Raw genomic sequence first — 15,863 nt, forward strand, 5'->3', positions numbered from 1 at the left:
TTATCCTAACAGCATTAAGTTAGTCAATATTCATTACATAACCAATACCCCTTACATTTGTTATCTTGATCCGGTCGTCATAGGATAGGTACTTCCTGATCCTACTGATGAATACATCCAGACTACGCCCCGTGAAATAGGTATCATCCCCCCAATAGGTCTTGATAATATCTTCACGTGGAACCACATTATCCTTATTTTCAAAGAGTCTACGGATCAATTCAACTTCGCGGTAAGAAAGTTTTTCCTCGGCCTTATTATGCTTCAAAATATTTTTATTCGTATCAAGCACATAATCTCCTATTTCATAGTAGGCGTGAACAGGTCGTTTTACCCGCCTAGATAATGCCTCAATGCGTACGATCAGTTCTTCTATCTTAAATGGCTTACGGATGTAGTCGTTTGCTCCTAAACGAAATCCTTTAACCACATCTTCCGTATGGGTAAGGGCCGAAAGGAATAATATGGGCACATGTGGATTCGTCTTACGAATCTCTGTTGCAGTCGTGAAACCATCCATCAAAGGCATCATCACGTCCAAAACAATAACATCTGCATTCTCCTTTTTAAAATAGTTCAATGCTTCTTGTCCATTTTCACGATGCACCACTTCAAAACCATGATCTTCTAAGCTATCGGCAACAATCAGTGCTAAGCTCTGTTCGTCTTCAACATATAGTATTTTTACCTTATTCATTGTGTTGGAATTGTTAGAATAAATACTGTCCCCTTTCCTAAAATGCTATCCACTTTAATAGTCCCACCATGCTGTTTGACGACTTGCTTTACATAAGCTAAACCAAGGCCAAACCCCTTTACCGGATGTAAGTTTCCACTGGGAACGCGAAAGAAAACTTCAAATATATCTTTAAAATAAATTGGATCTATACCTAGTCCATTGTCGGCAATAGATAATACGACAGTTCCATTTTCTTCTTTTAACCCAACCTGTATCTTAACGGAATCATGGGAATACTTTATCGCATTATCAAAGAGATTATTGATCACATTTTTTAAATGTCCCGCATCGGCAATCAGGGACAACTTTGGCAACCGACCTACAAAATCAATACTTACCTCTTTTTTTGCTCCCAACTCGGCTATTTCGACACCTTCCTCCAACAGTTTGGCGAGATCCACTTCTGTCATTCGTAAATTAACTCCCGTCACTTCGTCTATATCCAGTTGTAGTACTTTTTCGATCATATTTGCTAGATGCTCTAGCTCTCTATGTGAAATGCGTAGATATTGCTCCATCTTATCTCTGTCATCTCTTGCCCCATAGCGTTGGATGGACTCGACAGCGGCCATTACCGTAGCCACAGGAGTTTTCAATTCGTGCGTCATGTTATTAACAAAGGATTTGCGCAATAGCGCCAATTTATTCTGCCGATTGATAGTCCATAAGAGGTATATAAACGCGCCTATCAATGCTAAAATCAACAGTACAGATACTGCGATCTGAACAGCCATCTTACTTAAAAGATAAAAAAGAGGTTGTTCAAACTTGGCTATGAGGTACTCATCTTCCCCAGGATCGACCAATACTGGACGTGTCGATATCGTTCCATCTGTTGCTACTTTAATCCGGTATTTTCCCTGTCCACGATGTGCGTCTTTTATATTCTTGACCACTATATGAACCGGTATCTCTATACCTTTGGAGGTCAGGGTTTCTTCCAATAATAAGCTGATCTCGGCAATAGTGGCTTCACTAAACGTAATATTCTGCAGCATAAAAGAAGGCATAATTGCCGTTGGCTCTCCGGCTTCCTTCTTTGCCTCCCGACGTTTACTATATCTCAACATACGCTCTTGGACTAGACTGTCCCAGAGCGCCTGCACCCGCTCTTCGTCAACATTGCTGTAGATTGACTTTATCCTTTTTGCTAACAAACGTCCCTCTTTCGAAATGTTCTGATCGCGCTTTTCGTTGATCATGTTTTGGTGTTCATCATAATAAGACTGTATCGCATTAAACAGGCTACGTTCTACTTCCGTCACGAAGATTTCACGCTTATTGACGTAGCCACCATACAGCCACACGGCGACAATCGCTCCTATTCCTAGAAGGGAAAGAACAATCGTCACAACCAATATTTTATACTTTTTTAACATGATTAAAACAAATTTAAATTCTTAGATTTGCACCACGAATTGTTTAGGGTCATATTTAACAAATTATAACACATATTAACAATACGTATTACTTACATTTGCATGTCAACGAATATATATGAGGCAATTATTACGTTTTAGATACCTTTTCTTTTTATCTCTACTTGCTACAACAGTTTCTTTCATTAGCTGTGATAAAGATATGAGTGTTTCTTTGGATGATTCCAATGATAATTTAGGTGTCGTCGTTCTTGATTCCATGACTATCAACACCTCGACTTATCAATTGATGCATCTTCCTTCGGCCAGTACAGGCTCTATGCTGGTTGGTAAATCTACTCAACCTGAAAGCGGATCAATAACTTCATCGTCCTATTTTCGAGTACAGTTACAAACATTGATAAACGATATTCCTTCAAATGCTGTATTTGATTCTGTTAATTTGGTATTAAGACCTAGCATCAACAAGTATTTTTATGGCGACACGACGAAGGCTCAGACCATAGCTGTGCACCGTGTAATGGAGACTATCGCTCTAAAAGACATCACCAATAGCATAGATCAATATAACACACCGATTTATGTGACTGGTCCTACTATTTTTAACGACCAAAAATTTGATTTTGATGCTACAGCTTTAGGAGAAAAAACGTTTTTCCCTCGAATCAATTCTTTGGATAGTATCAATATCAGACTTGACCAGGCTTTTGGGCAAGAAATCTATGACATGGTCAAGGCAAATGATTACAATGTAACAAGTAATGAGTCTTTCCAACAGTACCTTAAAGGTCTTGTTTTAGTTCCAGGAAACCAAAACACAGCAATATTGGGATTGAATGACACCTTGCAAATGAATATCAACTACTCTTATATGGGGTCGGATGGTTTTATCAAAAAAGGAGCAAAAGTGATAACTTCAAGTCACAAAGCATTCCAATATAACAATATTGAATATGATCGTACCGGTACAGCCTATGCAAGTATAAACTCGATCGACAGAGAACTAAAAAGTTCGGCATCGAATGGTGAAGTACTGCTGCATGCAGGATCAGGACTTGTAGCGAAAATTAATATCCCTTCGTTAAATGACTTTATGCATGAAGAAGATCTAGCAATAAATAAAGTGGAGTTGATTGTAGAAACAAAGGGTAACAACTTTGGGCATTACCCTGTACCTAATGCTTTGATGCTTTTGATTGCAAATAGTAATGGAGTTCCTATCTCTTATGTACGGACGCCATTCTCTACAACAGTCCAGCAGGCAACATTTATTCCTGGAAATGACTCTGGTGTGAATGGACGCTATATCTTTAATCTTATCGATTATACCAAAAACATTAATCAATCAGATTATCGCGGCACTTCATTATTGTTATCTGTTGCTTCACCGGCCTTGTTTGGAACGGTAAATAATACTATTATTGCGACAGAAAACGGCAAACCGAAAATTAAATTAAACATTGTATATACTAAATTCAAATAATCTATGAATAAGAAAAATTGGCTTTTTGTAGTTGTGGCCTGTGTTTTTTCGTTAACTGCTTTCAACTCATGTAAAAAAAGCAAAGATAATGATTCTGGAGCGGATACAGGTCCTACGGAATGGGTAAAAGCCTCTGCTTTTGACGGAGATCCAAGATCTGCTGCTGCATCTTTCCAGATCGGCGAAGTGGGATATTTGGCAACAGGTATCTTATCAACAAACGAAAGAACAAAAGATGCATGGTCTTTTAAGAATAATCTATGGGAGGAGATCGCTGAATTTGAAGGCGAAGCACGTAATGGTGCTGTAGGTTTCAGTATTGATGGAAAAGGATATGTAGGTACAGGATTCAACGGTACAGATGTTTTGAACGATTTTTGGATGTATGACCCTACTGCTAATAAGTGGACAAAAGTTGCTGACTTTCCTGGTGAAGCTCGCTATGGTGCGGTTGCCTTTACATTAGATGGTGCTGGTTATGTAGGTACAGGCGCTACAAAAACTCAAAAGACACTTAAAGATTTTTACAAGTACGACCCTAAAACAAATACTTGGGCAAACGTAACTTCTCCGTTGAAAAACAAACGGGTTAACGCATTTGCTTTTGTAGTGAATGGCAAAGCTTATATCGGTGGTGGTATGGATAATAACCAGTTCCCTGAAGACTTCTATTCTTTTGACGGAAAAAACTGGAACGAAGGAGTAGCTCCATTAAAAGATGCTTCTAATACCTACGATCTGACCCGTCAATCGGCTTCTACATTTGTGATCGGCAACTTTGGTTATGTAGTAGGTGGCAAAAAAGGATCTGTATTGGGTAATGTGTGGAAATACGATATAGCTGCTAACAAATGGGAAAGTAAACACCAGGCATTGCCTCAGAACGCAAGAGAAGGTGCTGTTTCATTTTCTATCGGTGGTAAAGGTTATCTTACAACTGGTATGAACAGTGCTACGAAGTTTGACGATACTTGGGTATTCACGCAAGTTAGATAGTTCAAATTACAATATTCTTTAAAAAGCGGATACTGCATGCAGTATCCGCTTTTTTTATGAAGATGCGATTTTGCTAATACATATCTAGGTCTGCATACAGTATCCTTAAGTTTTCTTAATGCCAGGCTTTATTATCAAATGTGATTTATATAGCAGGTATCCCAACCGGCCTCATTTTACACCAAAGGTTGAGCAACGGGAAGGCTTTTGAAAAGACTAAGCGATCTGCCAACAATTGCCTGCAATAAAAAAACGCCCTCCTAGGAGAGCGTTTTTTGGGTATATATATGATTACGGTTAGTTCGTTATATTAAGCCTTTTTTATTCAATAATTCTGCAACCTGCACAGCATTAGTGGCCGCACCTTTTCTCAGGTTGTCCGCAACGATCCAAAGATTTACGGTATTGGCCTGCGACTCATCTCTACGTATACGTCCTACAAAGACCTCATCTTTACCATGTGCATCTTTGGGCATTGGATAGGCCAAGCTACTCGGGTCATCCACTACGACTACGCCTTCCTGAGCCGCTAACGCATGGCGTAGCTCCTGTACATCGAAATCATTTTCGAATTCTATATTGACAGACTCGGAATGACCGCCCATCACTGGAATACGCACGGTAGTAGCGGTAACCTTAATAGAATCATCCTGCATGATTTTATTGGTTTCCTGAATCATCTTCATCTCCTCTTTGGTATATCCGTTTTCCTGAAACACATCAATATGTGGGATCACATTCAAATCGATCTGATAAGGATAAGCCTTCTCTCCTTCTACACCTGCCCGTTCATCCTTCAATTGTTGTACGGCTTTGACACCGGTACCTGTTACCGATTGATAAGTAGACACAACTACACGTTTAATCTTATACTTTTCATGCAGAGGTTTTAATACGACTACCATCTGAATCGTCGAACAGTTTGGATTCGCTATAATTTTATCCTCGGAAGTCAGCACTTCTCCGTTGACTTCGGGTACGATAAGTTTCTTTGACGGATCCATGCGCCAAGCTGAAGAATTGTCGACCACAGTAATTCCTGCCGATGCAAATAAAGGAGCATATTCGGTCGACACACTTCCTCCCGCTGAGAATAATGCGACATCAGGTTGCATGGCAATAGCTTCATCTGGCGTTACCGTCTTAAACTTCTTACCCTTGAATTCAATCTCCTTGCCCTTACTTCTTTCAGAGGCTACAGGAATCAATTCTGTTACGGGGAAGTTTCTTTCCGCTAATACCGTCAAAATCTCTGACCCAACAAGACCTGTTGCGCCAACTACTGCTACTTTCATTATTGTATAATTTTACTGTTTAGTACATCACGTGAATTTTACTTTTTTAATTTCACGATGCCAAACATAATAAATAAACAGGAGTATTTTATACAAAAAATTACATTTTTCCTATTTTATAGTATCAAACATTGACACAAAACCAACATTTAAGGCAATTAAATTAATAAATTATCAATAAAAACAGCTGTTTTGCCGAATATCTGCTATACCTAGGCTGTATTTGAGCAAAATATATTCTTTATATTGTGCTGGATAACGAAGTTATGCCTTTATAGGAAAAAACCATTTATAAACCAGATGAAAATCAAGTTTTATATGCTGTGCATATGGCTAGTGGCAATGATAAATGCGTATAGCCAAGATGTTATAATCAACGAAATAATGGCCAATCCAAAAAATGGTCAATTACCGGATGTTGAATATATCGAACTGATGAACAATTCCTCATCAGTCCAGAATCTAGCAACGTTCTATTTAGTTGTGAATAAAAAAAAAGTGCAGTTCCCCTCCTATTTACTTGCTCCCCAACAATATGTTATTCTATGTGCTCAAGATGGAGCAGATAAATTGTCAGCTTACGGCAATGTTGTTTCGTTCCCGAGCTGGCCTACTTTGACTAATTTGGGTGCTACGCTTCAATTGTATCGGAAGGACAGTTTGGTGGACGAGGTCTTGTACCAGGACAGCTGGCATCAGACTAGTGCAAAAAAAAATGGTGGGTGGAGTTTAGAGCGGATAAATTTAAATTGGAAATGCAATTTCAAGACCAACTGGTCATCTTCGGTTGCCAGCAAAGGAGGCACTCCCGGAGGGCCCAACTCTATCGCCAATAGAGGGTATTTACCCAAAGTTGAAATAATATCCGCTGTATCGAAAGAGAAAGCAATCCATATCAGCTTTAATATCGAGAGGAAATACCTTCCTCCATTTGAAAAAAAAGACTTTAACATCAATCAAGGAGAACTCATTCCACAAGCAGTGCGATGGGATGATGATGCCGATTGTTTGATCCTAAGTCTTAATGGCGAGCTAAATCCACAGACTACATATACAATAGCAGTAGGAAAGGTCAACATGTGTGGTACCTTATTCCAAATTCCGGAATATATAATATTTAATCAACCGGAGCCCCGTTATAATGACATAGTCATCAATGAGGTCCTATTCAATCCACAGAAGGAAGGTAGTGATTTTGTCGAACTATATAACAGAACTGATTTGCCTATCAATCTACAGAATTGGAAGTTGGGCAATCGCAGCATATCAGAACAATTACTTGTATTACCACCTAAGGAGTTTCTAGTGTTAACCGCAGAAAGGGAAAAAATTATCAATACCCATCCGAATGCACTTGCCGACCGTATCCACGAGATGACGAGTCTACCTACCTACCCAAACCAACAGGGGGTCGTAACCTTATATTCGCCTGCGGGTCTAGTAGACTCTGTATACTATCATGCCGGCATGCACTCCCCCTTGATCAAAAATCCTAAAGGAGTATCTTTAGAGCGTCAATCTTATGAAGAAGACAGCAACCTTCCGGAAAACTTTAAATCCGCCGCCACCATAGCAGGTGGATCGACACCCGGCTTTCGAAATTCAATACATACGGACAATCCAAATAAAAAAAACGAGATATTTTTAACTTCAAAGACTGTTTCGCCAGACAACGATGGTTTTGAAGATGAGCTCGAAATAAATTATATACTGACCGATCCGGGCTACATGTTTAACCTAAATATCTATACGGAAAAGGGCAGTTTAGTCAACCGGTTGATTCGACAAGAGAGCAGCGGATATAATGGAAAAATCAAATGGGATTGTAAGGACGAAAAGCTGCAAAAAGCGCCTGCTGGCCACTATATTTACTGGGTAGAAATATACCGAAAAAATGGGGATAGGGAGATATTCAAGGGCGCTTTTGTTATCATTCATAAATCACATCAATATTAACAAAAACGCTATAAAACACCTATCTTTGCAAGGCAAGAATAGGGTGTTTTTATTTGGATGAAAACAAAAGAAAACAGCACTAATATCTAGATTGCTTTAAAAAGAAAACCGAGTACCATAGACGCTGCTAAAAGCTATGCTCTCGTAAATATTTATTTAATGAAAGAAACTATTATAATCTTAGGCTCCAACGGTCAGATCGGCACAGAATTAGCCGAAGCCTTAAGAAGTAAATTTGGTGCAGAGAACATTATCACAACTGATATTAGAGAGCCTCAGACGCCATCCCCTATTCAAAATTTCGAGACGATCAATGTTCTTGATAAAGAAGCATTGAAATCACTTTTTGAGAAACATAAGCCTACACAAGTATATCTCTTGGCAGCTATGCTATCCGCGACAGGCGAACAATATCCGCAAAAAGCCTGGGACTTGAATATGAACGGTCTGTTGAATGTGTTGGATCTAGCTGTCGAATTGGGGCATATCAAGAAAATCTTTTGGCCGAGCTCCATTGCTGTCTTCGGTCCACACTCTCCAAAGGTGAACACCCCTCAGTATTGTGTCATGGATCCCAACAGTATCTACGGTATCAGTAAATTAGCTGGCGAGCGCCTTTGTGAATATTATCATGAGAAGTACGGCCTAGATATACGCAGCATCCGCTATCCGGGTATCATTTCCTGGAAAACAGCTCCAGGCGGCGGTACTACAGACTACGCTGTGCATATCTTTTTTGAAGCATTGGCAAAAGGAAGCTATGAAAGTTTTCTCTCTGCACAGACAGCACTCCCAATGATGTACATGGACGATGCCGTACGCGCCACCATACAGCTGATGGACGCCCCTGCAGAGAATCTGAGTATCCGCTCAAGTTATAATCTTGCAGGTATTTCTTTCACTCCGGAGATGATTGCCGAAGAAATTAAAAAAATTCTTCCTAATTTTGGGATGTCCTACAGCTCGGGAGATCCTCGCCAAGCTATTGCCGACTCTTGGCCGCAAAGTATTGACGATGAATATGCCCGTAAGGATTGGAACTGGGAGATAGCTTATGACCTGGAAGCCATGACTAAGGACATGATCAAAAATCTTAAAACAAACAATTAAAAATGGGTAGAGCTTTTGAATTTAGAAAAGAAAGAAAATTTAAGCGTTGGGCCAAAATGGCCGTTCAATTTACACGCTTAGGGAAAGAAATCGCAATTTCTGTAAAAGAAGGAGGCCCTCACCCTGAAAACAACGCACGTTTACGTACTGCCATCCAAAATGCGAAGGCTGTAAATATGCCTAAAGACCGCGTAGAAGCAGCTATAAAACGTGCTTCTGAGAAGGATTCAAAAGGTTATGAAGAATATGTATATGAGGGGTATGGCCCTCACGGTGTTCCTGTATTGATCGAAACCGCTACAGACAACACCAATAGAACCGTTGCAAACATTCGGAGTTATTTCACTAAATCGGGTGGCTCATTGGGTAAAACGGGATCCTTAGATTTTATATTTCAACGTAAATCTATCTTTCGCTTTCTGGCTACTGATGAGATGAATGAGGAAGAGTTGGAACTTGAACTTATCGACGGTGGACTGGAAGAACTCTACGTAGAGTCTGACGAAGAAGGTAATGATGTTTTTGTCGTTCAGACTTCTTTCGAAGATTTTGGTAATATGCAGCGCCTCTTAGAGGAGAAAGGCATAGAGACAACATCAGCCAAGTTGGAGCGTATCTCCCTGTCACATACCGCACTCAGCGAGGAACAAGCAGCCGATGTATTAAAACTTATCGACAAGATCGAAGAAGACGATGATGTGCAGGCCGTGTATCACAATATGGAATAAACAGAGGCAATAAAATTGTATTATATGAACCTTCATACGTATACGTATGAAGGTTTTTAATTACTTAGCCAACGGTACTTGAATTATTGAACTGCTGACAGCGATCAGGTTATGGTATTTTTTCAAGGATAGATTGTGCGAATGCAAAGCATTTTATTTAAGTTTGAATATGCTCAGTTTTGAAGAATTTTTTATAAAAAAGAAAATAGATCTTTTTGCATTGAAATCTGCAAACGAAGAGCTGTATAATGAATTTAGGGTTCATTATAATTCCATGGGTGAAAAGAGTTTTGACCACACCAAAAAATTTTGGTTCAACAAACTCAGAAAAAGTTACTTACTCACGGATACTGTAGCTGCTACGCCTACTGCTGTACGCGAAGAGAGTTCCGTTAAAACACCGGAACCGGCAACCAAGGTGAGTACCTTGGGTTTCAAACCAAAATCTATTTCTAAACCTTTAGTTAAACCAAACGAGGAACAAACGCAGGAAAGCCAGTCGATTTCTGCTCCTGCTCCTTCGGGATTTAAGCCGAGGTTCAAGGCAGGAGTTACCAAAACAGCTCCAACACAGGCTGAGGCAACCGAGCAAAAAGTACAGCAGGAAACTCCCGAGCATGTCGAAACTACGCCGGAGCCGAGCAATAGACCGGCAGGATTCAAGCCCAGGTTCAAGGCAGGAGTTACCAAAACAGCTCCAACGGAGGCTGAGGCAACTGATCAAAAAGCACAGGAGAAAACTCCCGAGCATGTCGAAACTACGCCGGAGCCGAGCAATAAACCGACAGGGTTCAAACCCAGGTTCAAGGCCGGAGTTATCAAAACAGCTCCAACGGAGGCTGAGGCAACTGATCAAAAAGCACAGCAGGAAACTCCCGAACATGTCGAAACTACGCCGGAGACGAGTAATAAAAAGGCAGGATTCAAACCCAGGTTCAAGGCTGGAGTTACCAAAAAAGCTCCAACAGAAGCTGCGGCAACCGAGCAAAAAGTACAGCAGGAAACTCCCGAGCATATCGAAACTACGCCGGAACCGAGCAATAAACCGACAGGATTCAAACCCAGGTTCAAGGCTGGAGTTACTAAAAACATCCCTCCTACTGACAACACATAGCAATAAACAAGCAACCTCATATAATTCGCTAAAATTATGTTAAAAGAAGAAAGACAGGCTTATATTGTTCATCAAATAAACCTTCACAACAAAGTATTATCATCAGACCTGAGCATACAATTAAATGTATCGGAGGATACTATACGCCGCGACCTGAATGAACTTGCAGAAAACGGTCAAGTTATCAAAGTGTATGGCGGTGCACTATCAAAATCTTTTCAATTCCCCTTTCAAGAGGGAAACGTATATGCCAAAGAAGGAAAAAAAGAAATAGCCAGCAAGGCACTTTCTTTGATTGTCAATGGGATGAGCGTATTGATTGGCGGCGGTACGACCATGATCGAATTGGCTCGCCTAATACCCAATGACCTACAATGTACTTTTTTCACTATAAGCCCATTAGTAGCTCTGGAACTAGCAGAAAAGGACAATATTGATGTTTTTTTACTGGGTGGAAAATTGTCCCGTAACACGAACATCGTAACGGGTTCACAAGTAGTCAATGAACTGGCTGATATCCGTGTAGACCTTTGCTTATTGGGGACTAATAGTCTCTCTATTGAGGAGGGAATTACAGATTCGGACTGGGAAGTTGTTCAGATCAAACGGGCTATGATCAAATGCTCCAAGAGCCTCGCTATCCTGAGTATTGCAGAGAAATTAAACTCCAATCAGAAGATGCGGGTAGTTCCGCTTAAGGAAGTAACTTACCTTATTACTGATCTTGCACCAAATGACAGATCGCTAAAAGATTTTGCAAGCAGTATTAAAGTTATCTAAGAACTATACGTCACTATAAAAAGGTTGTATCATACTCCAAACTCTCCCGTCATTTCGAGCGAAACGCAGTGCAGTCGAGAAACCTCGAAGAGCTCTGCGAAGCAAATCTAAAAAATTAAATTTCAAACCTTTAGTTTTCTCCATTTCGCTACGCTACAGTCGAAATGACGATAAAGTCTACTTTTGATACAACCTCTTTTTATTTCTTCAGTAGATTGCCGGCACGCTGTACCAACCAAATATTACTCTCAATGAAAAGATTGTGCCATAGCATATTATAGTCTACTCGTCTATTAAAGAGGATTCTTTTAATATGTTTGAGTATACCCTTTAGGGAATAGTCGACCAATCCATTCGTTACTTTCGCATAATAAGCTTTATGATAGCGATTCCATAACACGACCGCCTGCTGATCGACATAGTCTTGGTACCCCTCTCCCAACAATCTTTCATTCAATGCCTTCATCTTCTTGCTCGATTGTTCGATTGTACAATAGCCAATATGCTCTCCCTTCTTTTCGACGATATCGAAATGAATGGTCTGTATTTTTTTATCTACCACATCTACCGTCAATATAGCGCCCTTATTCCATTCGGGATGGTTACTAGGATAGTCAAAATAGAAATTACCCAAGCTGTAACAGATTGCTTTATCCTTATAGTATTCGACCCCCTGTACCACATGTGGGTGATGGGCGACCAGTAAATCGGCTCCACTATCTATAATTTGCCGGAATCGGTCTCTCCACTCGGGAATCGGCACATCCAGTAGCTCTACACCGGCGTGGACCTGTACGATTAGGATATCTACCTGCTCTTTGTAAGTTCGGATATCCCGATCCAATCCCGGCCTATTGACCCATGCATGTCCGACCGATCGGTCTCCATTCAGCGCGCCATATCCATTTTCTCCATAGGCTAAAAAGCCATATCGAACACGGTCAATTGTTCTTACCAGTAAAGCATACGCTTCTTCCTCTGATCCCGCACCTATGACTGTATCCTTTGGAAAGGCATTTTTTGTTGCCAATAATGCTTCAGGGCCGAAGTCTGCGATATGATTGTTCGCTAAGGAAAATAAGTTGAATCCTAATCCAAGCAGCCAATCTGCGGCATCGGGATGCTGATCGACAAGGGGCCCGGTCTTGATACTAGCCTGGCCATACCCCCTTAATGGGGCTTCCACATTACAAGAGACAACCGAAGCATCCTGTAACGCCGCTTGAACATCAGGCGAAAACTGTGGCTTTGTATTCATGACCACATCACCAACAAAGACGAACTTATGTACCATAGTTCCGCTGCTTTAAAAGTTTTTCAATAGGCTTTAACGTTGTATAGGCAAAATAGGCTTGTATCAGTTCGTTTTTAAATCCCATCATCTTCATCACTCCTTTTACCTTAGGGGTATGCATCAACGTTTGATAGATCCGCTGAAAACTGCCTATTCGCTGCAACTTGGCGTTAATCCATTGGAGATAATCGATGTGGATGACCTCCTTGAGCACGTTAATATCCAATAGCTCCAGCTTATGCTGGGTAAGTGCATAATAGTTTAAGGAATTCTGATAGGTATAGGCATGTTTCTCTTCTTCAAAAAGAACATTATTCTTTCTGAAGTAATCACGCTGCCATATCCTACTGACTTTACGGTCTTCAGGAAGGTTAAGCATGGCTAATGCAATGTCTTCTTCTATAAAAGGAGAATACCCTGGATATCCGAAGTGCTGCGGTATGCTGATCAGCGACTTCAACAGCATCATTTTGGTTCGCATCGCCGTAATGATCCTGTATTTGGGTTCGCGCAAGAGATCTTTCTGTTTATCATACACAGATTCGATCAAATTACGATAATCCACTCCGGTCGCTCTTTGGGAATCGGCCGTCATTTGGTGGGTATGCCCCAATATCTTATAATCTGCTAGGGCTGTAATAGGCCTGACCGCTACGGCTCCCGCCCAGGCATCACCTATAATACCGCTCAACATGTGGAGTGGTTTCCCTTTTTCTAGGCTTTGAATCTTATCAAAGAACTCCATATGATAGGTTCCTACTGCTCCGACCGAACAGCCAAATAGATCGAACCAATCATTTTGATAACCATTAAATGATCCCAGATCGACACGTTGCCAATGTATCCCTAGGCGTGTCGCAAGTTCTTTTGCATACACGACTTCTCTTGATCGGCCTTGATTATTTGAGGTCCCATAGGTATAGGCATGAATTCTACTTTTGTCGGCAACCAACAGGTTGAGTAAGCGGGAATCAAAGCCTCCACTTGTGGGAATCAATATATCCTCGGTAAAGGAAGACTCCCAATGCTGCACGCGCTGACGCAACAGCTCCAGTACATCTTCTTCATGGATCTCTTTATCCAGATAAGCCAATGTGGTGTCTGTCCCCTCTTCTACCGCTAACTTGCCATCGATTTTTTTTAATGCCTGATGGGGTAAAAGGTAATGGACATGTTTTACGGGCGTACGTCCAAATACACAGTATCCAAAATCCAGATAGGCCGCTAATCCTTCGGGATCAATCTCTAAATTGGAGAAATCAATCACCTCATTGATGGACAAACTGTGTTTCCCAGTGCTTTCATTATAGAAAACAGTATCAAATCCAACCCAATTTCCTCTGGCTATTTCCATGTAGACTATGCCTTTTTAAATTTAACTTTTATCATCTGTATACCTTCTACCCATATCGGATTCTTAAACACGTGGTTAAGCCCTATATATATAGATACGAACAGAACCGATTGTATAATAAGCAGGACAAGATAACTATTAACAACAGAAAAGTACAAGGGGAGATAGGATATACATGCCGCTACCAAACTATTCAAGAAGTAAGGAGCAAGATCCCGAAGTTGTAGGAACAAGCTGTATCCATAGGTCTTTTTGCTCCAACGGGTCGACAATATATAACATAATAATCTCACCAACAGTTGGCCATAGATAATGGTCATCAAACCGTGATCTACCGTCAGGAATAATGCAACCACAGCCGAAACTAGTTTTATAATCTCTAGAATCAATGCATATCTGGATTTCCCTTTGATATTGATGAAGTTGACGTTCATATCCGTAAAAGAGATAAAGATACCGGCAGCACATAACAGCTGGAAATACACCACGGCATTCTCATACTTATCGGTCAGGACATACATAAAGCCAGGATAAGCTACGGTGATGGCAAGCATGCTCACCGGGAACAGCACAAAAGCTAAGGTGGCAAAAGCTTTGCGACAAGCATTTAAAAACCTCGCATAGTCATCCTGAATAGGGGCTAAAGTCGACAACGTCGTTCCCTGTACGATGGAAGAAATCAATAGATTCGGCGTCTCTCCCCATCGATTTGCCTGAAAATAATGTCCTGCTTGTACGGGATTATAATATTTCAAAATTACACTCCCATACAATTGGGAGAGCGTCTTTCCCAGCAGATTAGCGGTCATGAAGGACAATGAGAACTCCATATGTTTTTTTATCGAGGAAGCGCTATAGGAAAAATTAATTTTCCAGTCGCCCCATATCCAAAACAGGGTCGTCCTAAAGGTAGTGTACAACACAGGCTGCATAATCAATGCCCAGATTCCGAAGCCTGTCGACGCTAAAGTCACCGCTATCCCTCCTGAAAGAATCACGGAAAACACATTGACACGCGCCGTAATATTAAACTGCGCACGCTTGAGCACCTTAACATACTGCACGATACCAAAAGCGTTGATTAACAGTTGTAAGAAGAGTACACGAGCATACAGTGCAAGTTGTGCAACACCATAAAACTTTTCAATATACGGAGCGGCGATAAAAAGCACTAAATAGATGACTGCAGAAACTACTAAGTTAAAAACAAACATACTGGAGTAGTCCTTATCTGCCACAACCTTTGATCTCACCAAAGAAGTTGCTAATCCACTGTCTACTATCGATGTGGCGATAACAGAGAAAATACCCAAACCCGCCATCACAGCAAAATCACTTGGATCTAACACCCGTGCCGTAATAATACCAACTACCGTGGCGACCAACTGGAATCCCACACGGTCTAAGGCATTCCAAAACAGGCCCTTTAGTGTTAAGCTTTTTATATTCTCACTCATAAGTAATCTGATTCCAAACCTACATAAATTCACCTGTATACACAACCTCAAACTAACCTTCACAAGCCGATCTGGCGTAATGTCGCACCCCGACAACGGAGCAGTACTATTCCATCGCACTTGTGAATGTGAAAGGTTATGTCGAAATTTATGGCTGGAAAATAGTTTAGCAACAACC

Annotated in this window: 13 protein-coding genes; 7 read left to right on the top strand and 6 right to left on the bottom strand. The window is 40.8% G+C overall.

Annotated elements, in window-relative coordinates; translation table 11 throughout:
* Positions 1-19: 19 nt before the first annotated feature.
* Both JKG61_RS15990 and JKG61_RS15995 read right to left on the bottom strand, forming a co-directional pair.
* A complete protein-coding gene (locus JKG61_RS15990; RefSeq protein WP_202103958.1) occupies positions 20-697 on the bottom strand; it encodes a response regulator transcription factor in 678 nt (225 codons plus the stop codon).
* Positions 694-2,118: a sensor histidine kinase gene (locus JKG61_RS15995; RefSeq protein WP_202103959.1), complete on the bottom strand. Its 1,425-nt coding sequence runs from the start codon at positions 2,116-2,118 to the stop codon at positions 694-696. Before JKG61_RS15995 ends, JKG61_RS15990 begins: the two co-directional genes overlap by 4 nt.
* A 118-nt stretch (positions 2,119-2,236) precedes the next feature.
* On the opposite strand from JKG61_RS15995, the gene JKG61_RS16000 reads away from it, so the two are divergent.
* Both JKG61_RS16000 and JKG61_RS16005 read left to right on the top strand, forming a co-directional pair.
* Positions 2,237-3,601: a DUF4270 family protein gene (locus JKG61_RS16000; RefSeq protein ID WP_202103960.1), complete on the top strand. Its 1,365-nt coding sequence runs from the start codon at positions 2,237-2,239 to the stop codon at positions 3,599-3,601.
* 3 nt (positions 3,602-3,604) lie between these two features.
* Positions 3,605-4,597 carry a Kelch repeat-containing protein gene (locus JKG61_RS16005; protein WP_202103961.1) on the top strand — a complete coding sequence of 331 codons (993 nt, stop codon included), beginning with the start codon at positions 3,605-3,607 and terminating at the stop codon, positions 4,595-4,597.
* Between the two features lie 305 nt (positions 4,598-4,902).
* On the opposite strand, the gene JKG61_RS16010 is transcribed toward JKG61_RS16005, so the two are convergent.
* Positions 4,903-5,892 carry an aspartate-semialdehyde dehydrogenase gene (locus JKG61_RS16010; protein ID WP_202103962.1) on the bottom strand — a complete coding sequence of 330 codons (990 nt, stop codon included), beginning with the start codon at positions 5,890-5,892 and terminating at the stop codon, positions 4,903-4,905.
* Between the two features lie 300 nt (positions 5,893-6,192).
* Between JKG61_RS16010 and JKG61_RS16015 the strand changes: the two genes are divergently transcribed.
* The 5 genes from JKG61_RS16015 to JKG61_RS16035 all read left to right on the top strand — a co-directional run bounded on the left by JKG61_RS16015 (position 6,193) and on the right by JKG61_RS16035 (position 11,580).
* Positions 6,193-7,848 carry a lamin tail domain-containing protein gene (locus tag JKG61_RS16015; protein WP_202103963.1) on the top strand — a complete coding sequence of 552 codons (1,656 nt, stop codon included), beginning with the start codon at positions 6,193-6,195 and terminating at the stop codon, positions 7,846-7,848.
* A 159-nt stretch (positions 7,849-8,007) separates the two neighbouring features.
* Positions 8,008-8,958, top strand: coding sequence for an NAD-dependent epimerase/dehydratase family protein (locus JKG61_RS16020; protein WP_202103964.1), 951 nt, complete (start codon positions 8,008-8,010; stop codon positions 8,956-8,958).
* 2 nt (positions 8,959-8,960) lie between these two features.
* Complete coding sequence (locus JKG61_RS16025) at positions 8,961-9,686, top strand: YebC/PmpR family DNA-binding transcriptional regulator (protein ID WP_021069390.1); 726 nt, start codon at positions 8,961-8,963, stop codon at positions 9,684-9,686.
* Between the two features lie 169 nt (positions 9,687-9,855).
* Entirely contained in the window at positions 9,856-10,800 is a 945-nt protein-coding gene (locus JKG61_RS16030; RefSeq protein WP_202103965.1) for a hypothetical protein, read from the top strand.
* A gap of 36 nt (positions 10,801-10,836) precedes the next feature.
* Positions 10,837-11,580, top strand: a complete 744-nt coding sequence (locus tag JKG61_RS16035) for a DeoR/GlpR family DNA-binding transcription regulator (RefSeq protein WP_202103966.1) — start codon at positions 10,837-10,839, stop codon at positions 11,578-11,580.
* 199 nt (positions 11,581-11,779) lie between these two features.
* On the opposite strand, the gene JKG61_RS16040 is transcribed toward JKG61_RS16035, so the two are convergent.
* Genes JKG61_RS16040 through JKG61_RS16050 form a run of 3 tightly spaced genes read right to left on the bottom strand, consistent with a single transcriptional unit; the run spans position 11,780 to position 15,685 of the window.
* Positions 11,780-12,874: a CapA family protein gene (locus JKG61_RS16040; protein ID WP_202103967.1), complete on the bottom strand. Its 1,095-nt coding sequence runs from the start codon at positions 12,872-12,874 to the stop codon at positions 11,780-11,782.
* The gene (locus JKG61_RS16045) at positions 12,864-14,228 is read right to left on the bottom strand and encodes an asparagine synthetase B family protein (RefSeq protein ID WP_202103968.1); all 1,365 of its coding nucleotides are present in this window, start codon (positions 14,226-14,228) and stop codon (positions 12,864-12,866) included. Before JKG61_RS16045 ends, JKG61_RS16040 begins: the two co-directional genes overlap by 11 nt.
* 5 nt (positions 14,229-14,233) lie before the next feature.
* Positions 14,234-15,685 (bottom strand): lipopolysaccharide biosynthesis protein, encoded by a 1,452-nt coding sequence (locus tag JKG61_RS16050; protein WP_202103969.1) that lies wholly within the window; start codon positions 15,683-15,685, stop codon positions 14,234-14,236.
* Positions 15,686-15,863 lie beyond the last annotated feature (178 nt).

It is taken from the genome of Sphingobacterium faecale (assembly GCF_016746095.1).
GTDB classification, from domain to species: Bacteria; Bacteroidota; Bacteroidia; order Sphingobacteriales; family Sphingobacteriaceae; genus Sphingobacterium; species Sphingobacterium faecale.

What these genes read in the sequence shown, in the direction of transcription:
- JKG61_RS15990 (WP_202103958.1), bottom strand. Translation starts at nt 697, where the DNA reads ATGAATAAGGTAAAAATACTATATGTTGAAGACGAACAGAGCTTAGCA.
- JKG61_RS15995 (WP_202103959.1), bottom strand. Translation starts at nt 2,118, where the DNA reads ATGTTAAAAAAGTATAAAATATTGGTTGTGACGATTGTTCTTTCCCTT.
- JKG61_RS16000 (WP_202103960.1), top strand. Translation starts at nt 2,237, where the DNA reads ATGAGGCAATTATTACGTTTTAGATACCTTTTCTTTTTATCTCTACTT.
- JKG61_RS16005 (WP_202103961.1), top strand. Translation starts at nt 3,605, where the DNA reads ATGAATAAGAAAAATTGGCTTTTTGTAGTTGTGGCCTGTGTTTTTTCG.
- JKG61_RS16010 (WP_202103962.1), bottom strand. Translation starts at nt 5,892, where the DNA reads ATGAAAGTAGCAGTAGTTGGCGCAACAGGTCTTGTTGGGTCAGAGATT.
- JKG61_RS16015 (WP_202103963.1), top strand. Translation starts at nt 6,193, where the DNA reads ATGAAAATCAAGTTTTATATGCTGTGCATATGGCTAGTGGCAATGATA.
- JKG61_RS16020 (WP_202103964.1), top strand. Translation starts at nt 8,008, where the DNA reads ATGAAAGAAACTATTATAATCTTAGGCTCCAACGGTCAGATCGGCACA.
- JKG61_RS16025 (WP_021069390.1), top strand. Translation starts at nt 8,961, where the DNA reads ATGGGTAGAGCTTTTGAATTTAGAAAAGAAAGAAAATTTAAGCGTTGG.
- JKG61_RS16030 (WP_202103965.1), top strand. Translation starts at nt 9,856, where the DNA reads ATGCTCAGTTTTGAAGAATTTTTTATAAAAAAGAAAATAGATCTTTTT.
- JKG61_RS16035 (WP_202103966.1), top strand. Translation starts at nt 10,837, where the DNA reads ATGTTAAAAGAAGAAAGACAGGCTTATATTGTTCATCAAATAAACCTT.
- JKG61_RS16040 (WP_202103967.1), bottom strand. Translation starts at nt 12,874, where the DNA reads ATGGTACATAAGTTCGTCTTTGTTGGTGATGTGGTCATGAATACAAAG.
- JKG61_RS16045 (WP_202103968.1), bottom strand. Translation starts at nt 14,228, where the DNA reads ATGGAAATAGCCAGAGGAAATTGGGTTGGATTTGATACTGTTTTCTAT.
- JKG61_RS16050 (WP_202103969.1), bottom strand. Translation starts at nt 15,685, where the DNA reads ATGAGTGAGAATATAAAAAGCTTAACACTAAAGGGCCTGTTTTGGAAT.